The organism is Roseimicrobium sp. ORNL1, assembly GCF_011044495.1.
Taxonomy (GTDB): Bacteria; Verrucomicrobiota; Verrucomicrobiia; order Verrucomicrobiales; family Verrucomicrobiaceae; genus Roseimicrobium.
The window spans coordinates 7,886,360-7,908,652 of record NZ_CP049143.1 but is presented as its reverse complement, the minus strand read 5'-3'; the positions used below and the strand labels follow the sequence as shown (position 1 = coordinate 7,908,652).

The 22,293-nt window shown below is 60.2% G+C and carries 13 protein-coding genes, 1 tRNA gene and 1 pseudogene; 5 read left to right on the top strand and 10 right to left on the bottom strand.

The window, feature by feature from the left end; genetic code table 11:
* Positions 1-76 precede the first annotated feature (76 nt).
* The 6 genes and pseudogenes from G5S37_RS31975 to G5S37_RS31950 form a co-directional block, all read right to left on the bottom strand.
* Positions 77-670, bottom strand: a complete 594-nt coding sequence (locus G5S37_RS31975; RefSeq protein WP_165211107.1) for a nucleotidyltransferase family protein — start codon at positions 668-670, stop codon at positions 77-79.
* On the bottom strand, positions 649-1,560 hold the full coding sequence (locus tag G5S37_RS31970) for an XdhC family protein (RefSeq protein ID WP_165211104.1): 912 nt from the start codon (positions 1,558-1,560) through the stop codon (positions 649-651). The genes G5S37_RS31975 and G5S37_RS31970 overlap by 22 nt, the downstream gene beginning before the upstream one ends.
* A pseudogene (locus G5S37_RS31965) lies at positions 1,557-3,834 on the bottom strand (xanthine dehydrogenase family protein molybdopterin-binding subunit). The gene G5S37_RS31970 and the pseudogene G5S37_RS31965 overlap by 4 nt, the downstream one beginning before the upstream one ends.
* On the bottom strand, positions 3,831-4,790 hold the full coding sequence (locus G5S37_RS31960; protein ID WP_165211101.1) for a xanthine dehydrogenase family protein subunit M: 960 nt from the start codon (positions 4,788-4,790) through the stop codon (positions 3,831-3,833). The pseudogene G5S37_RS31965 and the gene G5S37_RS31960 overlap by 4 nt, the downstream one beginning before the upstream one ends.
* Positions 4,787-5,434: an aldehyde dehydrogenase iron-sulfur subunit PaoA gene (gene paoA, locus G5S37_RS31955; RefSeq protein WP_165211098.1), complete on the bottom strand. Its 648-nt coding sequence runs from the start codon at positions 5,432-5,434 to the stop codon at positions 4,787-4,789. Before paoA ends, G5S37_RS31960 begins: the two co-directional genes overlap by 4 nt.
* Before the next feature lie 427 nt (positions 5,435-5,861).
* Positions 5,862-5,937: transfer RNA gene (locus G5S37_RS31950), tRNA-Thr, on the bottom strand.
* A gap of 319 nt (positions 5,938-6,256) precedes the next feature.
* On the opposite strand from G5S37_RS31950, the gene G5S37_RS31945 reads away from it, so the two are divergent.
* From G5S37_RS31945 to G5S37_RS31925, 5 genes are read left to right on the top strand one after another with little or no spacing between them, the layout of a single operon-like run.
* Positions 6,257-8,422, top strand: a complete 2,166-nt coding sequence (locus G5S37_RS31945; RefSeq protein WP_240914763.1) for a DUF1549 and DUF1553 domain-containing protein — start codon at positions 6,257-6,259, stop codon at positions 8,420-8,422.
* Between the two features lie 15 nt (positions 8,423-8,437).
* Positions 8,438-10,768, top strand: a complete 2,331-nt coding sequence (locus G5S37_RS31940; RefSeq protein WP_206026248.1) for a serine protease — start codon at positions 8,438-8,440, stop codon at positions 10,766-10,768.
* Between the two features lie 9 nt (positions 10,769-10,777).
* Positions 10,778-13,612: a c-type cytochrome domain-containing protein gene (locus G5S37_RS31935; RefSeq protein WP_165211092.1), complete on the top strand. Its 2,835-nt coding sequence runs from the start codon at positions 10,778-10,780 to the stop codon at positions 13,610-13,612.
* A gap of 33 nt (positions 13,613-13,645) precedes the next feature.
* Positions 13,646-15,067: a DUF1501 domain-containing protein gene (locus tag G5S37_RS31930; RefSeq protein WP_165211089.1), complete on the top strand. Its 1,422-nt coding sequence runs from the start codon at positions 13,646-13,648 to the stop codon at positions 15,065-15,067.
* Entirely contained in the window at positions 15,064-16,452 is a 1,389-nt protein-coding gene (locus G5S37_RS31925; protein WP_240914762.1) for a membrane dipeptidase, read from the top strand. The genes G5S37_RS31930 and G5S37_RS31925 overlap by 4 nt, the downstream gene beginning before the upstream one ends.
* Before the next feature lie 132 nt (positions 16,453-16,584).
* Here G5S37_RS31925 and tig read toward each other — a convergent pair whose 3' ends face one another.
* From tig to G5S37_RS31905, 4 genes are all read right to left on the bottom strand, one after another.
* The gene (gene tig, locus G5S37_RS31920; RefSeq protein ID WP_165211086.1) at positions 16,585-17,946 is read right to left on the bottom strand and encodes a trigger factor; all 1,362 of its coding nucleotides are present in this window, start codon (positions 17,944-17,946) and stop codon (positions 16,585-16,587) included.
* A gap of 186 nt (positions 17,947-18,132) precedes the next feature.
* The gene (locus G5S37_RS31915; RefSeq protein ID WP_165211083.1) at positions 18,133-20,850 is read right to left on the bottom strand and encodes a hypothetical protein; all 2,718 of its coding nucleotides are present in this window, start codon (positions 20,848-20,850) and stop codon (positions 18,133-18,135) included.
* A complete protein-coding gene (locus G5S37_RS31910) occupies positions 20,847-21,791 on the bottom strand; it encodes a type II secretion system protein (RefSeq protein ID WP_165211080.1) in 945 nt (314 codons plus the stop codon). Before G5S37_RS31910 ends, G5S37_RS31915 begins: the two co-directional genes overlap by 4 nt.
* Positions 21,766-22,230, bottom strand: a complete 465-nt coding sequence (locus G5S37_RS31905) for a hypothetical protein (protein ID WP_165211077.1) — start codon at positions 22,228-22,230, stop codon at positions 21,766-21,768. The genes G5S37_RS31910 and G5S37_RS31905 overlap by 26 nt, the downstream gene beginning before the upstream one ends.
* Positions 22,231-22,293: the final 63 nt, after the last annotated feature.

Genomic DNA, 22,293 nt, shown 5'->3' with positions numbered 1-22,293 from the left:
ACACTCAGGACATCGCACTGAGTCACTTGGGCTCGGAACCCAGACCTGCATTCCGGACAAAAGGGCTGCTCAGTAGTCAAGGCAAAGACATGAGTCTCTTCCGCCACGCTTCTAGGTCCGCCGGAGAGTCCAGGTCCAATGCCCCTTCCGGAAATGCGAGATGCGCCACACGTCCCATGTCCGCCTCAATGATCGACTTGGCTCCGCGGTCGTCCGCCAGATTTGCGAGCTCAGGGAAGCAGGACTCGTCGAACAGGACTGGGATGCCGCAGGTGCCTGAGTATTGAGACGCCACGATCGCTTGTCCGGTCCGGTAATGCTCAGCAATCAAGGAGCGGACAACCTGCGCATCCACTGCAGGCTGGTCGCACGCGAGCAAGATCACGGCGGATGCAGGCTGGACCGCAGTGACTCCTAAACGGATGGAGCTGCCCATGCCACGCCCCCACTTCTCATTGTGCACCAGCAGCGGACGAGCATGCGTGAGTTCCTTTTCCACTGCTTCCCGCGCGTGTCCGGTCACAACGCAAACCAAATCACAGCCGCCTTGCTGCGCCGCCTTTACCGCAGTTCTAACCAGCGATTCCCCCTGAAGCCTGAGCAACTGCTTGGGCGAACCCAAACGAGTTGAACCACCTGCAGCCAGAACTATGCCGCCGATCCGATGCATGGACTTCTCTCAACTTCGTTCTGATGAATGGCTGACCTGCGATGACACAGATGCTCAGCCGTCCCATTTTCAAAGACGCTCTGGATTTCCGCAGCGATTGAGAGCGCAATCTCTTCAGGTGCTTCGGCCGCGATGTGCAAGCCTGCCGGAGCAAAGAGCGAAGAATAGCATGACACCTCACCATGCATCACATCGAAGAGCAATTCGTCACGGCGGCGGCGTGAACCAACCAAACCGAGGTACTTGAGACCGACCGGCAGCAGTGCCCGCAGCAGCGTGCAATCTCTGCCATAGTTGTGTGTTGAAATTAGCACCGCAGTACGCTCGTCCAGGTCATGCATGGGCGGGGACATGGAACCCTGCATCTGCAAAACATCCCAACCCAGAAGCATGCCATAGGCACCAAGGGCGCGAGTTTCGGAACTGTCACCGATGAGGACGAGCCGCAATGAAGGCTCAATTTTCTGTATGAAGGCGCCAAACGCCGGCTCCGACGTTGCGAAACGTGTGCCCTGGGATTCCCCCAGGAAGACCGTCTCCAGCAGGCAGCTCTGTCGCTGTCCTACTGATTCCCTCAAGCCAGATAGCAGCCCGCAGTCCGCTGGTTCCACAAAGATGTCGATGGCTCCATTGCAGCCAAAACGACGCCGTGTATCGACCGTCATCAACCTGGGCATCCCGGTTTTTAGGACCTGTTGGGCGCAGGCGATGACGTCATCTTCAATACATCCCGCGCTGACTCCTCCCACTGCCTCTCCGGCAGCGCTAATCAGCATTCTTGCCCCTGGACGCCGGTAACTTGAGCCCCGGGCTGCCACCAATGTGGCAAGCGCGAGAGGCTCACCTCCGCTCCGTTCCCAGAACTTCACGATGTCACGCACCTCTTTCATCCCAAGTTTGGCAAGCCATCGAGAAGTTTATCGAGAGTAATGGGATACTCCCGAACGCGGACCCCTGTTGCATGGTAGATGGCATTGGCAACCGCCGCCGCCACACCGCAGATGCCAAGTTCAGCAACGCCTTTGGCCTTCATGGGAGAGGACATGGGATCCGTTTCATCCAGGAAAATTACCTCCTGGTGCGGAATGTCCGCATGAACGGGCACCTCGTACGTGGCGAGGTCGTGATTTACAAAGAAACCGCGCTGTTTATCCACCGCGAGATGCTCCATGAGAGCTGCACCCGCCCCCATGGTCATAGCTCCGATCACCTGGCTGCGAGCTGCTTTGGGATTGAGTATGCGCCCAGCTGCACACACCGCCAGCATTCGGCGGATGCGAGTCTCCCCCGTGGCCGCATGAACTGCCACTTCTACGAAGTGAGCTCCAAATGTGGATTGCTGCTTCTCCTTGCTGATTTCGCCAAATTCGATGGTGTCTTCAGCAACCAATCCATCTGTACCGACCGCCTCACCGAGCGAAACATCGTGACTCCCAGCACGGACCCTCCCCTCTGAGAAAACAGCCTCAGCCGGGTTCACACCGAGCTTTTGAGCGATGACTTCACGCAGTTTCGTGCAAGCCGCAAAAACACCGGCAGTGGAGCAGTTCCCGCCCCATTGCCCTCCCGAACCTGAAGACACCGGGAAATTGGAGTCTCCCAGACGCACCACTACTTTTTCCAGCGGAACGCCGAGCATCTCGGCGGCGGTCTGGGCAATGATCGTGTAGCTCCCTGTGCCGATATCCGTCATATCGGTTTCAACCGTCACGAGGCCTTGCTTGTCGACCTTGACCCTGGCCCCGGACTTGGTGAGCTGATTGCCCCGGTAGGCTGCGGCCATTCCATATCCCACAAGCCACATGCCCTCACGCTGGCTCACCGGTTTCGGATTCCGCTTCCCCCACTCAAACCGCGTTGCACCGAGGCGGAGACATTCCACAAGCTGGCGCAGGGAAAAGGGCTTTGCCTTGCCAGCTTGCTTGCTCTCGGCAGCCTCCGGCTTTTTACCCTGCGGATCGTCTGAGGATGGCGGAGACGGATCGTCAGGTACTACCTGCGTGTCATTGGCAATTCTAAACTCCACAGGGTCGATTCCCAATTTCTCCGCCATCTCATCCATCGCAATTTCGAGCGCCATCAGCCCAGTTGCCTCGCCGGGAGCACGCATCGCGTTCGCTTCGGGAAGGTCGAGGACTGCAAGGCGCGTTGCTGTCATTCGGTGCTCGCCAGCATAGAGATGACGTGTCTGATGAACCGCGCCGTCCGGTTTGCCCTCGGGCAAGTCCCCTGACCAGCTTTCATGACCTATGGCAGTAATTTTTCCCTCGCGCGTAGCCCCGATGCGAATGCGCTGAATCGTTGCTGGCCGGTGCGTGGTATTGTTTGCGATCAAAGCCCTTTGGAGAGTTACCTTTACCGGGCGCCTGGCAGCGCGAGCGCCTAATGCAGCGAGAAGCGCATCTGCGCGCAGGAACAGTTTTACTCCGAAGCCTCCTCCCACGTAGGGCGAGATGATGCGAACATTTTCCTTTTCGATGCCGAGCGTCGTTGCGAGTTCAGTTCTGCACCAATCGACCATCTGGTTCGATGTCCACAGCGTGACCTTGTCACCTTCCCATACCGCTGTGGTGGCGTGAGGCTCCATCATGCAATGGGACTGGTCGGGTGTGGTATAAGTTTGATCCAGTTGAACAGGAGCATCCGCGAAGGCCTCTGCAAAGTTGCCAACGGCGCTCGCAGGCGGACCCGAAGTGATGCGCTCGGCCATTGGTGCGGAGTCCTTGACCGCAGCGAGGTCGTATCTACCGGCGGCCTTGTCGTATTTCACCCGCACAAGATTTGCAGCAGCCCGAGCCTGTTCAAAAGTGTCCGCAACAACAAGAGCAATCGCTTGATGATAATGACTCAATGTCAGGACCACCCAGCAATGTGGCCGTGTTCATCTTCCCCTTGCCCAGCTTGCCTGCCGTCTTTGCAGTGACAATGGCCAGCACACCAGGCGCGCGCCGGGCTTCCCCCAGTTCAATCGTGCGGATGCGTCCCTTCGCAATGGCACTGGGTACAATGTAGCCATAGGCCGCATCAGGTGCCACGTCATGCCGTTCATAGGCATAGGGAGCCGACCCTGTTGTTTTCAATGGTCCGTCGATGCGGTCAGTGGCCTTCCCGACCACTTTCAGCTGATCTATCGGATTGTCCGTCGCGGGAGCGTCGAATTTCATATTTGTCCTCCCTTTGCTTGTGCAAGCACGGCGGCGAGCGTGCGCTCAACGAGTTTAAGTTTGTAGGCGTTCTCTGGTGTTGGCTTGGCACCCTGCAGCAACCGTGCTGCCACAGCCTTTGCTCCACGCGGTATCTCGCGCTCCGCCTCCTCGACACGCCACGGCTTGTGGGCAACGCCGCCCAAAGCCACCCGCCCGGATCCATCGGGCTGGATAATGGCCGCTACTGATATCAGAGCGAAAGCATAAGACGCACGGTCACGGACTTTGTAGTAGATGTGAACGCCACCAGCAGGTGGGGGCAGAGTGACAGAGGTGATCAGTTCCCCCGGCTTCAGCACGGTATCAATGTGAGGTCTATCCTCGGGCAGTCGATGAAACTCGGCGATGGGGATGCTTCTCGTTGTGCCGTCCTGGAGGATCGTTTCCACGACAGCATCAAGGACGCGCATGGCAACCGCCATGTCGCTCGGATGAGTGGCAATGCAGGCATCACTCACGCCGATTACCGCATGCTGTCGACTGAAGCCTCCGATGGCACCACACCCCGTCCCAGGGCTACGCTTGTTGCACGGTTGGTTTGTGTCGTAGAAATACGGGCACCGGGTTCGTTGCAACAGATTGCCGGCGGTAGTTGCCATGTTACGGAGCTGGCCCGATGCACCTGCCACCAGCGCCCGCGAAAGCACCTCATAGTCCCTGCGAACCCGCTCGTCTGCGGCGAGGTCCGTGTTACGGACGAGAGCGCCAATTCGCAGGCCGTGGTCTGCAGTGTCCTCGATCTTATCCAGACCCAGACCGTTGACGTCAATGAGGTGGGTGGGGGTTTCGATCTCAAGCTTCATGAGATCCAGCAGATTAGTACCCCCTGCGACAAACCTGGCTCCAGGGTTGCGTGCAGCTGCTGCTGCCGCCTCAGCAGGCGTCCGGGCTCGCTCGAAAGTAAAGGGTTTCATGCCTGGTTGCCAGCCACCTCGGTGATTGCCTCAGCAATGTTGGAATAGGCCCCGCAACGGCAGATGTTTCCGCTCATGCGCTCACGAAACTCGCCAGGGGTGAGTTGCGGGGCCACCTTCAGGTCAGGTGTCACGTGACTTGGCACTCCTGCCTTCACCTCCTGCAACATGGCCACCGCAGAACAAATCTGGCCTGGTGTGCAATAGCCGCACTGATAGCCGTCGCACTTCACAAAAGCGGCCTGCATGGGATGCAGATTCTCAGCCGTGCCGAGTCCCTCAATCGTGGTAATCTTGTCACCTTGGTGCATGACAGCGAGCGTCAGGCAAGAATTGATACGGCGGCCTCCGGCTATCACCGTGCACGCACCACACTGCCCCTGGTCACATCCCTTCTTGCTGCCAGTGAGGTGAAGATGCTCGCGGAGCGCATCAAGCAAGGTGGTCCGCGTATCAAGCTCCAGCTCACATGCTTTGCCATTCACCTCCAAAGCCACCTTCACCATGGACGGTGCAACACTTGGAGGCTCATTAGCCGGAATCTGCGAATGGGCGATGGGCGGAACCATCGTCGCCGCCACCGATGCGGTCCCCACGGTTAAGAACCCGCGCCTGGAAATATCGGGGTTGTTGGGACGGGCCATAACTCAATCACGACGTGTGCGCGTTTCACGGTAAACCGGGCGCATCAAGATAATCGCTCGAACGCCTCGGTACGGCCGTGCAAGGGCATCGTGTCCACGGATGATCGCCTCCTAAGGGGAGGCCCTTCCCGGTCTGGCAGCCAGCCGGCAATTTCGATAATTTCAGCATGGATCGCCTCTGACATATCGACCTCTCACTACGGCGAGCAGGAATGAAGCGTATCCGCCACGGTATGCAGCAGGCGCCTGCTTCTAGAGGACCGACTGCTGTTGCTCCCGCAGGCTGGGAGAGACCAGCGGCCCCACCCAAATCGACCCCGAGCGTTGCGAACGAAGTGGCGCGGTCTCCGGCCCTGGCGGAAGCCAAAGGTCTCCCATCGCGTAACTGCCTTTCATCCAAAAAGGAATGTCATGCTCCCATCCTCAATGGAGCCAGTTGTCGGACTCGAACCGACGACCTGCTGATTACAAATCAGCTGCTCTACCAACTGAGCTAAACTGGCGATAGCCGTTAGACGTTGTCGTTCAACGCCAACCTGCAAGCAAGCTCGCAGCAACGGAGCGCCTACTATGCCCTCCTCAGGCGTAGGGGCAAGTGGTTTCGGAAGGATGCAGTGGGTGCTCGCAGACCTCGCCCCGGCACGAGGCAGCCGTCCCGCCGCCCAGCTCTGGGCGTGCCGTTTCCTCCTACATTTATCACGGTGACTCGGACTATTGTCACCACGGTGCCAGTATCCGGGGCCAGACCCCGTATGAGTCGGCATGCTTGGCAGAATTTGCCCAGCGCTTCCGGCGCTTTCGATCTCTCTCACCTTGACCGCATTGACCTCTGCTGTCCAGGCGGAAGGATCACGCCCGCTGACCTTTGTGCAAGACGTCGCACCCGTCCTGACCAAGGCGGGCTGCAACACCGGCTCGTGCCACGCCAAGGCGGACGTAGGTCAACGCGGGTTCCGGCTGTCTCTGCTGGGCTTTGAACCGCAGGAAGACTTCGAGCACATCGTGAAGGAAGGGAAGGGCCGCCGCGTCTTCCCCGCCGCACCGGAGCAGAGCCTGCTGGTGCTGAAGGCAGCGAACATCGTGCCCCACGGCGGCGGCAAGCAACTTGAACCCGGCTCGGAGAATTTCGAAACGCTGGTGCGCTGGATCCGCGAAGGCATGGCGTATGGCACCGAGGCCGACCCCAAGCTCATCTCCATCGAAGTCGAGCCCAAGCGCATCTCCATGAAGATGCAAGCCACCCAGCAGCTCAAGGTCACCGCACGCTACTCCGATGGCGCCTCGCGCGACGTCACCGGCATGGCCCTGTATGAGGGCAATGAGAAGAGCATGGTGGAATCGACCGAGTCCGGCCTGGTGAAGACGCTCGACATCCCCGGCAACGTGGCGGTGATGGTGCGCTACGCCGGCATGGTCACGGTGTGCAGTGTCTCCATTCCGCTGGGCGCTGCGGTGGATCACCTGCCCGACGCGAAGAACTTCATCGACGACCTCGCCTTCGCCAACCTGAAGCGTATCGGCATTCCACCCTCACCGGTGTGTGATGACGCCTCCTTCCTGCGTCGCGTGTCACTGGACATCGCTGGACGCCTCCCCACGGCGGAAGAGGCGAAGGACTTCCTCGCGAGCCAGGACGCCGACAAGCGGGACAAGGCCATCGACAATCTCCTCACCAGCCCTGACTACGCCGACTACTTCGCGAACAAGTGGACGGCGCTGCTGAAGAACAAGCGCGATGACGCTGCGGACATCACCGCGAACTTCGCCTTCCACGCATGGATGCGCGACAGTCTTCTGGCGAACAAGCCCTACGATGAAATCGTGCGCCAGATTCTCGCAGCGACCGGCACCATCGTGGCGAATCCCGCCGTGGCCTGGTACAAGCGGGTGAAGGAACCGAATCAGCAAATCGAGGATGTGGCGCAGCTCTTCCTCGGCGTGCGCATGCAGTGCGCGCAGTGCCACCATCATCCCTTCGAGCGCTGGAGCCAGCATGACTACTACAGCCTCGCCGCCTTCTTCAGCCAGGTGGGACGCAAGCCCACCGCCATCGCCGGTGAGGACCTCATCTTCCACAAGCGCGGTGTCGCCCAGTACGAGAACAAGAAGACGCGTCAGCCGGTGAAGCCTGCCGCCCTAGGCGCACCCACGCAGGACATTCTTCCCGATGAAGACCCACGTCTCCGACTCGCCGACTGGATGAGCGACAAGTCGAATCCCTTCTTCGCCAAGGCGCTGGTGAATCGCTACTGGAAACACTTCTTCAAGCGCGGCCTCGTGGAGCCGGAGGATGACATGCGCGATACCAATCCGCCCACCAATCCCGAACTGCTCGACGCGCTGGCGAAGCATTTCATGGACAACAACTTCGACCTTCGTGCCTTGGTGCGCGCCATCACGCAGAGCCGCACGTATCAGCTCAGCGCGATGCCCAATGATCACAACGGGGTCGACCGCCAGAACTTCTCCCACTACTACCCGAAGCGCATGCAGGCCGAGGTGTTGCTGGATGCGCTCGACCAAGTCTCCGGTGCACGCTCGGACTTCGCGGACCTGCCTCCCGGCACACGCGCCATCTCACTGCCGGACAATAGCTACAATCGCGCCTCTCCCTTCCTGAAGGTCTTCGGCCGTCCTGAAGGTACCAGCGTGTGTGAATGCGAGCGCGTGCAGTCCTCCAGCCTCGCGCAGAGCCTCCATCTGATGAACGCGGCTGATGTGAAGGCGAAGCTCGCCGCCAAGGAAGGACGCGCGGAACAACTCTCCAAAGCAGAAATCTCAGAGCCCGCGCGCGTGCGTGAACTCTATCTCGCCGCCTTCGCGCGTGAGCCCGACCCCGAAGAGCTGCGCATCGCCGTGGCGCACCTTTCCAAGCCCCGCACCGATGCCAGCGGCAAAGCACTCGATGCACCCACCTCAAAGCGCCAGGCGTTCGAGGATCTCATCTGGGCACTGGTGAATACCAAGGAGTTTCTTTTCAACCACTGACCGTCCGTCCTCATCATGCTCCTCCGGAAGTTCAAGACTGCATTGCCCTGCGCGCTGGGCCTGGTGACTCTCAGCATCCCTGCGATGCTCAACGCCCAACAGGTGTGCCTTCCCTCGCCACGCCTTCTCACCACCATGCCAATGGGTGGTCAGGCGGGCACGAATGTGGAGGTCACCCTCACGGGTGAGAACCTGGAGGACATCAGTGCCCTCACCTTCTCCACACCGAAGATCACTGCCAAACCGGTACTGGATGCAGCAGGCAAACCGGTGGAGAGCAAGTTCACCGTCACCATCGCCGAGGATGCGCCAGTGGGTGTCTATGATGCACGCGTGACTTCGCGACTGGGTGTGTCATCGGCACGCGCCTTCTCCGTGAGCAAGGTGCAGGAACTCACCCGCTCCAAGCCAAACACCACGCTGGAGACGGCCATGGCGCTTCCCACGAATGCCATCTGCAACGCCACCATGACGGCGAAGGCGGTGGACTACTACTCCTTCCAGGCGGCAAAGGGCAAGCGTGTCGCCGTGGACTGCGCGGCTGTGGGCATCGATTCAAAACTGCGGCCCGTGGTCATCATCGCGGATGCTCAGGGCCGCGACCTCCTGGTGAACCGCACCGGTGGCGTGCTCGATTTCACACCGAAGGAAGATGGGAACTGCATCATCAAGGTGCACGCCCTCACCTTCAAAGGTGGTGCGGATCACTTTTATCGTCTCTCACTGGTCGACGTCCCCGGCGATGGCCCTGCACCGCGCCAACCTGCCACGCAAATGGTAAGCGCCATGTCGTGGCCTCCTCAGGGACTCGCGGAGACCGCCCCCTCCAAGGAAACCGAGCCGAACAATCTCCCCGCTCAAGTGCAGAAGATCACACTGCCCTACGATGGCGCCGGCAGCTTCTTCCCCGCGGCGGATGTGGATACGTATGAGTTCGCCGCGAAGAAGGGCGAAGTGTGGTGGGTGGAGGTCGCCTCCGAGCGCCTCGGACTCGATACCGACCCTTTCGTGTTGGTGCAGCGCGTCACCAAGGATGGCGAGAAAGAGACACTCACGGACGTGGCCGAGCTGTATGACATCGCGAGCCCCATGAAGCTCTCCACGAATGGCTACTCTTACGATGGACCTCCTTATGATGCGGGTTCGCCAGACGTGCTGGGCAAGGTGGAAATCAAAGAGGATGGCGTCTATCGCCTCGCCGTGCGCGACCTCTTCGGCGGCACACGCAACGAACCCGGCAATACCTACCGCCTCCTCGTGCGCCAGGCGTCGCCGGATTTCTCACTCGCCTCCTGGGCCGTGCACATGACTTTGCGCAATGGCGATCGCAACGCGCTCTCCAAGCCCATCGCCCTGCGCGCTGGAGCGAGCGTGGCCTTCGAAGTCGTGGCCGTTCGCCGCGATGGGTTTGATGGCGACATTGAGCTTGAGATGAAGAACCTGCCTCCGGGCGTGACTGCCACGGGATTGAAGATTCCCGCGGGAAAAGTGCAGGGCATGATGATCATCAGCGCGGACGCAGATGCGAAGCCAGCCTTCTCTGTGGCAGAGATGATGGGCTCCGCAGAAATCAACGGCGCCAAGGTCACGCGTCCCTGCCGTGTGGCTTCCATGGAGTGGGCCTCCAAAGACGGGAAGCAGGAGATCCCAAGTCCACGGCTTATGGCGGATGTGCCTGTGTCCGTGACGGATTCCGAGGTCGCGCCGGTCACCATCGCTGCGGCCGAAGAAAAAGTGTGGGAAGGCACTGCAGGACAGACGCTGAAGATTCCGCTAAAGGCCACGTGGAGAAATGAGTTCACCGATGGTGTGCTGAAGCTGAAGGCCTATGGCACACCACCGAACTCCGTGAAGGAAGTAGACCTGCCCATCAAGGCGGCGGGTGCAGAGCTCGTACTCGACCTCGCTGCCATGAAGACCGCACCTGGTGACTACACCATCGCCTTGTACGGTAGCGCGGTGAGCAAGCACCGTTACAATCCCGAAGGCGTGAAGCTCGCGGAGGTCGAGCAGAAGAAAGCCCAGCAGGAACTCGCCTCTCTGACGGCCAGCACGAAGAAACTCACCGATGAAGCTTCGAACGCACCCGCTGACAAGAAGACCGAGATGGCCAGCGCTCTGAAGGCTGCCACGGAAAAGCAGAAGCAGGCTGAAGCCACGATGACCCAGGCCAGCACACGCATGAAGGCCGCCACCACCACGGCCACGCCGAAGGACACCGTGGACATCATTGTCTCCCGACCCATCCGTATTTCCGTGAAGGCCGCAGCTCCTGCGCCAGCACCTGTACACTCACCCGCAGCGACACCGGCAACTCCGGCAGTGGCAGCATCGCCCAAGGCCTGACGTATCCCCATGAAGGTTCGTATTCCATCGCAGTCGAAGCGCCACCGGCATCTTGCCGTGATGGTGGTGCATGCTGCGGTCCTGCAAACCACGGCCACACTTCATGCGGTTACGCCGGACTTTTACCAGGATGTCTTTCCCTTCCTGAAGGCGAACTGCATCTCCTGCCACAACAAGACCACCACGAAGGCCGGGCTGAACATGGAGACGCCCGAGCTCATGAAGCACGGTGGCGACTCAGGTCCAAGCATTGTTCCAGGCAAGAGCGCGGAGAGCCTCATCGTCCTCGCGTCCCAGCACAAGGAGGACATGGAGATGCCTCCGAAGAACAACAAGTCCGGCGCCGTGGACCTCACGCCCGCTGAACTGGAGATTCTAAAGATCTGGATCGATCAAGGCGCCAAGGACTCGGTGCAGCAGGAGCGGCAGGTGGTGCTGACCTCACCCTCTGCCAGTGTCGATCCCATCTACACGGTCTCGATGACCCGTGATGGCCGCTACGCTGCTTGTGGACGCTCAAACCAGATCTTCCTCTATGATCTCGCCCAGAGGAAATTCGTCAGCAAGCTTTCGGATGGGAAAGCAAAAGACGCCTCTGCCCATCGCGCACTGGTGCAGACATTGGACTTCAGCCCGGATGGCACCCGCCTCGCTTCCGGCAGTTTTCGCGAGGTGAAAATCTGGAAACGTGAAGGCGCCGCGACCACCACACCGCGCCCTCTTGATGCGACGCTCAACGTAGTTACCTGCGAACCGACCGCGAATGGCACGCATCTTATCACTGTAAACAAGGCTGGAGATATACTCTTGCTAAAAGCAGCATACGGAGCGTTGGAGAAAAAAGTCGGCAACCTTGGAACGGCTGACATCAAGCAGATCAAGCCCTCCGCAGATGGCAGCTTGCTTGCCGTGCACTCCACAAGTGAGGCACTGCAACTCTGGAGTCTCCAAGATGGCGCCGCGAAGTCACAGCCCGTGACCATTGCTGGTCTTCAGAAGCTGGCGTGGTCACAAGATGGCAAGTCGCTCGTCACCGCAGGTGCTGATGGAGTGCTTCGCACATGGACGCTTCCCGCCGATGGAAATAGTCCTCTCGCTGCTGGGAAGGAACTCAAGGGGCCCACAGGATCCATCACGTCCTTCATCGCCGGTCCTGCCGCTGACCAGGTGATCGTCGCGCATGGCGATGGCAAGATGCGTGTGTGGAGCATCACGGAAGCCAAGGTGATACGCGAGTTGGCCATTCCCGCGGCGCAAAGCCTGGACCTATCGCCTGATGGCAAGCTGCTCGCTTGCGGCGGAAGTGATGGTGCTGTTCGCCTCTGGGATCTCGCGACCAACAAGCAGACCGCTGAACTGCGCGGTAACCTTGCCGTCACACGCCGCATCGCTGAGCTCGATCTCACCATTGCGCGACAGGCACTGGAACAGGAGTATCAACGTTCCCAAGTTGCGAGGCTGGAAGCGCAGAACAAGGCGCTTGATGAACTTCTCAAGAAAGCCAATGAGACCATCGACTCCGTAAAGAAGTCCCTGCCTGAGAAGCAGAAGGCTCTGCAACCCGCGCAAGAAGCAGCGGCAGCCGCCAAGAAGGAACTGGACGAAGCCGCCGCCAAACTGGCCGCAGGCACCACCGACGGCAAACCAGCAGACCCTGCCCTCGACAAGGCACGCATTGCCGCCCAGGAGAAGTACGACACCGCAGCGAAAGCGGAGAACTCCGCCGACGCTGCGCTAGTGGCCGCCGAGCAGAACATCAAGGATGCGCAGGCCGAGGAGAAACGCATCAGCGAAACGAAGGCGAACAACATCAAGGAGCTCGCCACGACGAACAGCACCATCGATGCAGCGAAGAAATTGCAGGACCAGGCCACAGCGGACCTCACTGCGACGAAAGCCTCCATCACCAAGCCCGGCGTCGGTGTTATAGCCATCCGCTTCTCGCGCGACTCCCAGCAACTTGCCACCTCATCGAGTGATGGCACCTCCAGTGTGTGGGCCATCTCCACTGCCACCCTGGTGTCCCAGACAAACGCGCAAGGATTCACCTCCGCCCACATCACTGCGCAAGCTGACGGCACGTTCCTCACCATCGCGACCAATGGCGATGCACTGAAGCTCAATCAGCCTGATTCATGGAAGCTGGAACGTGTGCTGGAGAAGGGCAAGGATGGCGCGTTCTTCGCCGACCGTGTGAATACCGTGCGCTTCAGTCCGGATGGCAAGTCACTGGCCACGGGTAGTGGTGAGCCTTCACGTTCGGGAGACATCTGCATCTTCGATGTCGCCTCTGGGAATGTCCTGCACACCTGGAAGGAGCATCACGATGACACCGTGCTGTGCGTCGACTTCTCTCCGGATGGAAAGCTGCTGGCATCCGGTGCGGCGGATAAGATTGCGCGCGTCACGGATATCGCGACTGGCAAGCGCGTGAATCTCTTCGAAGGCCACACGCATCATGTCATGGGCATCGCCTTCCGTGCGGATGGTCGGGTGCTCGCTACTGCGGGCGGTGACGGTGTCGTGACGACCTGGGACATGGCGATGGGCGAGCGCATCAAGAAGATTCAGGGCTGGACCAAGGAGGTCACTTCCCTGCAATTCATAGGCGCCACGAGTAAGATCGTCACCTCCTCCGGGGACAACCTGGTCCGCATCGTGAATGACAGCGGCAGCGAAGTGCGCGCCATCTCACGGCTTCCCGATTTCATGCAGTCCGCCGCAAGCACTCCCGATGGCGCTGTCATCGTCGCTGGTGGCGAAGACAGCGTGCTGCGCATCTGGGATGGAGCCAGCGGCAAGGAGCTTGCCGTGTTCTCCGGTAACTCTTCCGGTGCCCCGTGAATCACCGACCCGACCCCGAACCCGAAGTCCACCATGTCCTCCATCATTCAACAACCCTCCATCGTGCGCTGCGCCGGGCCTATGGGCCGCAGAGGATTCATGCAGATCGGGATTGCGGGATTTGCCTCCCTTGGTTTGCCAGGCCTGCTCAAGCTGCGCGCGGAGAATGCACTGAAGCCCGCAAGCGAACGCACCGCGGTGATCATGGTGTGGCTCCCTGGTGGCCTCTCGCACATCGACACCTATGATCCCAAGCCGGAAATCGGCAGTGAGTATCGCGGTCCCTTCAGCACCATTCCCACGAAGGTGCCCGGCCTGCACTTCACGGAGCTCATGCCGATGCAGGCACGCATCGCGGATAAGTTCACCGTGCTGCGCTCCATGAATCAAAAGGCGGGCGGACACCCTGCCGGCTCGATGCAGATGCTTTCTGGTGACTCCGACGAACGCGACAAGCCCAAGCCACGCCTACCGGACTGGATGTCCGTCGCCTATTACCTGCGCAACAAGGCCGGTGGTCGCAGCAATCCGCTACCCAACTACGTGGGCGTGAATCCTCCGTTGGAATACAACGGCCCCGCCTATCTCGGCGACGCGTATTCGCCCTTCTCCGTCAGCGACGATCCCAGCCGCCCCAACTTCCAAGTGCCGAACATTGGTCTCTCTGATGACGCGGAAACGCGCCGCCTGAATGACCGCATCGCCCTGCGCAAGAACCTCGATCGCATGGAGCGTGCGTTTGATCGTGAAGGTGAGCTTGGCGCGCTGGACCAGTTCGAGCAGCAGGCCATGACTCTGCTCACCAATCCGCAGACGCGCGATGCCTTTGACCTCAGTCGTGAAGATGCACGCACGCGCGATCGCTACGGGCGCAATCGCTGGGGGCAGCAACTTCTTCTCGCACGCCGTCTCGTGGAGTCTGGAGTGGAGATTGTCACCAGCAGCCTCAGCGGTCCGCTCTGCGGTCGTGTGCAGAACTGGGATGACCATGCGGTGAATCATCACGTGTTCGATGGTCTGCGCTTCCGCATGAAAAACTACGACCAGGCCGTGTCTGCGCTTATCGAAGATATCTACGAGCGTGGCCTCGGCAAGAAGGTGCTCGTGGTAGTGACCGGTGAGTTCGGCCGCACGCCAAAGATCAGCTTCGACCGCAGCACGGGCGCAGGGGATGCCAGCGCACCTGCAGGCACCCTACAACCGGGCCGTGATCACTGGCCACGTGCTTTCTCCAATATCTGGGCCGGTGGCGGCATCCAGACTGGCGGCATCATCGGCGCGACCGACAAGCGTGGTGAGGACGTCATCGAGCGGCCCTGTGGCCCCGGAGATTTCCTGGCGACGATCTATCACCACCTCGGCATCGATTCCTCCAAGATCACCATCAACGACTTCAACGGGCGCCCCACACCGATCGTGGATCATGGCAAACCCATCCCCGAACTGATCGCGTGAAGAGTACCCCATCTCCTGCCTCGTCGTCTCACATCACTTCATCCCGCACCCTAAGCCGTCGCTCACTGCTGCGGCGCCTGCCGCTTGCTGCGCTCGCCGGTGGATTCCACATCCACGTGCGGGGTGATGACTCGAAGAAGATCTGGATGACGGGCAATCCGGTTATCGATAAGGCACGCGAAGTCGCGCTGAACATCCTCAAGCCCACGCAAGCCCAGCTTGAGCACGCCTGGGAGCTGCACTTCCAGTCGCTGGTGTTTGAGTCGTATGGCTTCGCCCCACGCTTTGCCATCGATGGAGAGCGCCTCAGTGAAGCCATCGCCTCCGGGGTCTCCGGTGATGCGCTCGCGGACCTGCGCGAGTCCATGTCCATGAACCGTGGCGCCACCAACGAACGCGAACGCAAGGAGTTCTTCGATACGTTCCATGCTGCCGGCGTCACCGTGGTGTTTCAGAATGCAGGTGAAGAAGGCAGTGACCCGCTTCGCCTCATCAAGCGGCTGGCGCATTTCACGCATGCCACGGACATGCTGAAGCCGCAACTCACCAAGGTGGTGACGGTGGAAGATGCGCTGGCGGTGAAGAAGGCCGGCCACGTGGGTCTCTGCTTCACCGGGAATGGTGTGCCGCTGCGCCAGGAGTGGGAGAGCGTGAAGGACGAGCTTCGCTTCATCTCCATCTTCCACGAGCTGGGCATCCGCATGATGCACCTCACGTACAATCGCCGCAATCCCATCGGCGACGGCGCGGGTGAGCCGCATGACGGTGGCTTGAGCGACTTCGGCCATGCCGCGGTGGCGGAGATGAACCGCACCGGTGTGATTGTGGACGTCGCCCACAGCGGTTGGAAGACCGCAGGCGATGCCGCCAAAGCCTCAGCAAAGCCCATGGTCGCGAGCCACACGAGTTGTGCCGATGTCTACCGTCACTTCCGCGGCAAGCCTGACGACGTGATCAAAGCCATCTGCGACACCGATGGTCTCGTGGGCATGTGCTGCATCCCCCGCTTCCTCGGCGGCACGGGTGATATCAATGCGCTGCTGAATCATCTCGACCACATGATCAAGAAGTTCGGTGCGCAGCACGCTGCCATCGGTGTGGACACGTCTTACGTCTCCCGCTTCGACAAGGAGGAGCGACTGAAGATCAAGAAGCGCCCTGACGGATCCTCACCGCTCGGTGGTGCGGGTGATCGCTGGGAGCATCTGTGGCCCAAGGACGATTTCCAGACCACGCCTGAGATGGATCAGTCCATCGCCTGGACGAACTGGCCCATCTATACCTTGGGCATGGTCATGCGCGGACACTCGGACGAGGCCATCCGCAAGGTGCTGGGTGAAAACGTGATGCGCGTGCTGAAGGCGAATGCGGTGGCGACGGCTTGATCGGATTGGCGGGTAAGAAAACCCGCCGGACGCTGTCCGGTCAGGAGACCCGACTTCCTGGAGGGCCTCCAAAACAAAAACGCCTCTTCACGGCAGTACCGCGAAGAGGCGTTTCCAAAGGGTCAGTGACGCTTAGACTAGCTTAGCATAGTGCTTGTGCTCGTGGCCGCAGTCTTCCTTCTCCGGCTCGGTCTCTTCCACAGCGGCGTTTTCCTTCAGGAACTGAAGGGCGTTTTCCAGGAGCAGATCTTCGCGGAGACGCTCGATGAGGCCATTCTTGCGGGCATCCGCGAGAAGCTTCTTCGGGGTCACGCGCTGCTGCGCGGCGATGCGGGCGAGGGCCATGCGAAGCTGCTCTTCACGCACGGAGAGGCTTTCCTTCTTCGCCACTTCACCGAGGATGAAGCCGACCTTCACATTCTGGCGGGCCTGCTGGGTGGCGGCGCTCACGATCTGGTCCTGTGCCCCCATGATGGCTTCCTGGGCCATTCCCTGGCGCATCGCGTTCATGGCGATGTCATTGGTGCGGCGCTGGGCTTCGCGATTCACGATGTCCTGCGGCAGTTCGAACTCAAGGCGATCGGCAAGGTGCGCGATGACCTGGTTGGACTTAGACTCTTCACGGGCCTGCTCGCGGCGGCGCTGGACGGCGATGCGCACTTCACCGCGCAAGCGCTCCAGATCCCACTCGGGGTTCACCTTCTTGGCAAAGTCTTCATCGAGCGCAGGCACCTGGGCTTCCTTCACGGCATCCGCCTTCACGTGCAGCACGATGGTCTGGCCACGCAGGGCTTCGAAGTGGAAGTCATCCCCAAGAGTGACGGTCACGTCGCGCTCTTCATCCTTCTTGATGCCGACGAGGGCGGCGAAGAAGCCGGGGAGGAAATTCTCCTCTTCCGTGAGCTCGAACCAGTTGCCATCAATCTTCTTCAAGAAGGCGGGTGCGTCGGGATGCGCGTCGCCGATGGGCGTGCCATTCACGTCGCCAGTGGCATGTAGCACCACGTAGTTGCCGAGCTTCGCTTCGCCTTCCACGTCACTGAACGTCTGGTAGCGCTCGCGGAGGTGCAGCAGGTCGTGCTCCACGTCTTCATCCGTCACTTCCACGCGGGGCAGCTTCACCTGGATGCCCTTGTACTCGGGAAGCTCAAAGGTCGGAGCGGTGGTCACCTCGAGGGTGAAGGTGAAATGGTCGTCGTCATGCAGCGCCTTTTCCTTCACATCCACCACGCTGAGAATCTCCACGTCCTGGCGCTTGGCTGCCTCCTGATACCCGGTGCGCACGAGGGCGTTTTCGAGTTCCTCACGGATCTGCGGCTCAAACTTCTTCTGCACCACGGCTTTCGGGGCCTTGCCGGGGCGGAAGCCGGGCAGGCGGGCAAACTTCGTGTAGTCCACCGTCACGCGGTCGCGTTCCTTTTTAACGTCGGCAGCGGGGATGTCGATGCGCAGGACGGCGCGGCAGTTCGGCTGGGTTTCGAGCGTGATGTTCATGGTGCGAATCAGAAGGGGAGACAAAGACACGTGCCGCACACAGGCACGGCGAGGGGGCAGAGAGATTACCGGATTGCCGGGCCTTGGCAAATAGGAAACGCATCCCCGCACACCTTCGGCAGCGTGAGGGGAAACCCGCAAAAGCCAACGAAGGCACGCCCAGCCAACAAGCTCAATACCAGTAACTTACGGCGTCACGGGCTGATATTCAATCTTGCGAAACCGAACTTTGTCCGGGGCCGTGCTGTCGGTGTACCTCTCCAGCATGGTCTGTTGGCGGCTCTCGGCGGTCACCACAAGCGCGCCATTTCGCGTCTGTTTGAGTGTCTGTCCCACGGTGTAAACGGTATACACGCTCCCACGCGTGGTCAGCAGATTGGCAATGCCCCGCACCACGGCTTCGGTTTCCTCCCCACCGTCTGCCACCCCCGCGATCTCCACGATTTCACCGGGCGAATCATAAGCATCGGCATACCCATACCGCTTCCCTTTGCGAAGGCCGTTGCTGGCCAGGTCGCGGTTATAGATGTGCCGGGCGATCTCTCGCGCCTTCGCGATGCTGATGACGCTGGTCGGATCCGCACTGTTGTTTGGCACGCCGCTCAGCAGGGCCACCAGGGGCAACCGCCGCTCGAGGGGACTTTCCATCTTATCTGTCCCATAAGGCTGCACCTGCGCATTGATATTGATCCGTCCCGCCGTGCTCGTGTCATGCGGGGCGAAGATGCCCTTCACGCGGTCCGGCACGTCGACCGGCACAGTGAAGAGATCCATGAAGGCCCAATCTGGCACCGTCTGCGAGGTATCATCGTTCGGTTGAAGGTGCAGCGTGCGCCAGGGAATGCCGGCGCCAGCCCCGCTTTCCATGCCCGTGTGGATGAACCCGAGCTCACCCACGGAGTCGACTACGCCACTCTCATTTCCCGCCGCCTTCGCAGGAGGAGGCATCTGGATGCTGATGTCAGTGATGCTTCCACTAAAGTCTCTGTCCTGCTTGGGGGTCGTGTCAGACGCCAAACCCAGTGTCGAGATTTGCCTGCCTCCCGACTCGCCATCATTCCTGCGGCCAAAGCTGTTCTTTGAGCTGCGCCGTTTCCAATCATCCTTGTGCGAGTTCACACAAGGGTCATCCACTTCGATGGAGGTAATGTCGGCTTCGGGTGTTTCTTTCGGATCCAGCGTGCAGGGCGCAGGATCGCCCAGGGGTGCCACGTCGAGGCGTCTCACCCTGGAAATGGCAACGCGCAGATTCACCGTGGTCGGCCTCGATTTTGCATCGACAAACTCCGTGCGGGTGACGGTCGCATATTCGCCAGCCTTCAGGATGGGATTGCCACCCGTGATTTCTGCCCGCGTAATGTTGCCTTCTGCCTGCCTGGCTGTCAGCCCCGTGCCACTGATAGAAACGAACATGCCCAGATTCGTGAGATTGATCTGATCGAGGCCGAAGTTCTTGGGCAGATGGATTTCTACCTTGTACTTCACGGGGTACCTCAGGGAGCCCGCCGCATCGCCAGCACCGGAGGAAGTCCCGTTCATCCAGAGCCCCATCTCGGTGATCTTGGGAGATCGGGTGATGCCGATGTAGGCGTTTACCGAGGTGGCGACCTCCATCAGCACGAAGCTTCCTCCAGGCACTTGTTCACCACGTACCGGGATGACCGCCTTCGTTGTCGGCTCTCCAGCAGACTCCTTCGAGCGCACGTAGTTGATGATGTTCAGCGACAGTTGTGTGAGGCGCTCCCGTTTCCCTGAATAGTACTTGATCTGGAAACTGGAGTTCGGCGCCACGGGCCAGTCATTGCGCGTGAGGTAGCCGTTCAGCATGTTGATCGTAGTTGCCAGCTTGGAAGGATCGATGTGCGCTATGGGATCCCATATCTCCGCCGCCCCTTCCTTCTTGATATCCAGGAAGGGCCGGCCCTTCGCCTTGGCCTTGTCCGTGGTCAGCACGATGCGCGGCTCGTTGAAGAACGTGGTGTCCGGGTCGTGGTTGTAGTGTGTCAGTTCAAACTTCGCCTTGTTCAGCATGGTGGTGAAGTCCGCATCCTGCTCACTCAAGGTCCGCACCTCGCGCACCGAATTGTAGAAGCGGCGCACGGTACTGTAGTTGAATGGATCCGGCGCTACATTGGTATGGATGCGGTCCACCATGGCAGGCGTCATGCCGTAATCGACCAGGCTCATCAGGTTGATGCTGGTGGGGTGGCTTACGGTGAAAGGATTCTTGATGGATGTCCCTCCGGAGGCGGCATTTCGTTTCCACGCCGTGTTGACGTTGATCTTGGTGGACTCATCATCCGTCCACCAGGCGAAGCGGCCGGTGATCGGATTTTTCTGATCCGTGAGGCGCGGCTTCTCCGAGTCATCCAGCGTCCCATCCTGGCGCACATAGACCCAGCGCAGTGGCATGGTGGCCACCGGGCTAGCGGGATTGTCAGGGTCCGTCGGCTGATCCGAGATCAAATGCGTGGGAGGACTCTGGTCATTGAAGGTCTGGATGTTCAGATTGGCCGGGGCGACCGGGTCTTTCGGATCCATCGCCATCCCCGCTCCGCTTGGGAGGCCGGAGTGCAGCGGGAGCATGCGGCTCAGCTTGATGCGGTCCCCATCGGCAGCATCACCTGCGGGCAGGATGAGTGCGCCCGGGTAGGTGGCCCACACCCTGTTGGCATCGGTGGTGTTTTCTCGCAGCACCCCCGTCACCATATTCACCCCCATCTGGGAATAGGACTGCGCACGGGCGCGATCCATATGCGCGCCGGAAGACACCACTTCATTGCTGACCAGGGTGGCAAGCCCCAGCACCATGATGGTGATCATGGAGAGGATGATGATGGTCATGATCAGGGCCATCCCTTCTCGGGCTGCCCGCTGGCGGATAAGATGGCGTGAGGATTTCATGGTGCGTTTTCCAGGGGAACTTTCAGTGTCTGCACGGTCATGCCCCGCATGATTGAGCGAAGTGTGGGATCCACCTGGATTTGGCGTTCACAGGTGGCGGCATTGTCGCTGGTGGAGACCAGGCTCTTGAGCGTGCCCATGATGGCAGGCGTAATGCTCGCCGCTGCCCGCGAGTCCAGCATCAGGAGGGAAATCTCCACGCTCGAGGGCAGCACCGGCGCTTTGCGGGTGATGTTGATGGTGGCACCCTCGCCGTTATAGGACGTATCCAGGTAGTCCTTTCGAGAATCAAAGGCGCCGCGCTGTCCTCCGTTCTCAGCCTGGGAAATGAGATTGCCGGTGGAATCCAGGCAGCGCGCCCAGAATCCGATCACGTTCTCAGCAAACAAACCGCGGTATCCGGTGGTGGGGTCCACAGGAGCCAGCGCCTGCAGCTTTTCCTGGCTGAGCCAGTCGAGCGTATCATAGACCTTGTGCTGGGCCTCTCCTGGATTGGTGAAGACGCGGCAGAGCATCGCTCGCGGCGGATTGTGCGACTCATCCCAGCGCACAAAATAGCCAATCTCAGCCATGTTTCCCTTACTGGTGTCCGTGGCGATGGGCGCCTGCCAGAAGATGGCCGTTGGATTGCGGAACTGCGCCGGTATGGCGGCTGGATTCACCACAAACTGCAGGTCTGGCACAAGGCCATTGGATAACGGATCCACCGGCAGGGCGGCGGATCGCAGATCCCTTCCCACAAAGTCCACAAGAGCACGTCCATTCTGCTGGCGCTCGGCGCGTCCGGTGCCGCCGGACCAGGCGTCACTCACCATGCTCATCACCTGGGCGAGCATGACCACCAGTACGCTCAGCACCGCCGTGGCGACAAGCAGTTCCACCAGTGTGAACCCGCGGCTACAGGACCGGGTATGGTTATCGTTCTTTGGCGAGGGATTCATGGAATTGAACGGGTGTATCTTTGGGACGGCTCAACACGCTGCAGCTCAGCTTCACGAGACAGAAATCGGTCTTCAAGTCGGGCACACCTCCGTCGGTCCCCGCTACGGAGGCGATGGGAACCGTCAGAGTGGCCTCACATTTGTAGATGGCTTTGTTGGGATCTGTGGTGAGCTCCGCGCCATCCGTGAAGAGCATGCTCTCTGTATGGGGGAGAGCGGTCGGGTAGGGCTTGGCGCGCAGCTCCGCCAGGGCCTGGGCTCTGATCTTGGGTATCATGGAGCGGAAGGTGTTATCGCGTTCGGTATCGAGCAGCGGAGGCAGGAGCCCCACCACTGCCAGTAGCGAAAAACCAATCACGGCCACGGCCAGCGCCACCTCCACGAGAGAGAAGCCCCATGCCGGCATGAACCGGCGAAAATTTGCATTAGGTACTATCATGATATCTCAGGATTGGATACAGTCCGATCTAAAGGAGCCCCCTGTGACGTTCACGCGTAAGCG

Bases quoted from the DNA above. Each gene is read 5' to 3' on its own strand.
- G5S37_RS31930 (WP_165211089.1), top strand. From the start codon at position 13,646: ATGTCCTCCATCATTCAACAACCCTCCATCGTGCGCTGCGCCGGGCCT.
- G5S37_RS31975 (WP_165211107.1), bottom strand. From the start codon at position 670: ATGCATCGGATCGGCGGCATAGTTCTGGCTGCAGGTGGTTCAACTCGT.
- G5S37_RS31905 (WP_165211077.1), bottom strand. From the start codon at position 22,230: ATGATAGTACCTAATGCAAATTTTCGCCGGTTCATGCCGGCATGGGGC.
- G5S37_RS31915 (WP_165211083.1), bottom strand. From the start codon at position 20,850: ATGAAATCCTCACGCCATCTTATCCGCCAGCGGGCAGCCCGAGAAGGG.
- G5S37_RS31970 (WP_165211104.1), bottom strand. From the start codon at position 1,560: ATGAAAGAGGTGCGTGACATCGTGAAGTTCTGGGAACGGAGCGGAGGT.
- G5S37_RS31935 (WP_165211092.1), top strand. From the start codon at position 10,778: ATGAAGGTTCGTATTCCATCGCAGTCGAAGCGCCACCGGCATCTTGCC.
- G5S37_RS31910 (WP_165211080.1), bottom strand. From the start codon at position 21,791: ATGAATCCCTCGCCAAAGAACGATAACCATACCCGGTCCTGTAGCCGC.
- G5S37_RS31960 (WP_165211101.1), bottom strand. From the start codon at position 4,790: ATGAAACCCTTTACTTTCGAGCGAGCCCGGACGCCTGCTGAGGCGGCA.
- paoA (WP_165211098.1), bottom strand. From the start codon at position 5,434: ATGGCCCGTCCCAACAACCCCGATATTTCCAGGCGCGGGTTCTTAACC.
- G5S37_RS31940 (WP_206026248.1), top strand. From the start codon at position 8,438: ATGCTCCTCCGGAAGTTCAAGACTGCATTGCCCTGCGCGCTGGGCCTG.
- tig (WP_165211086.1), bottom strand. From the start codon at position 17,946: ATGAACATCACGCTCGAAACCCAGCCGAACTGCCGCGCCGTCCTGCGC.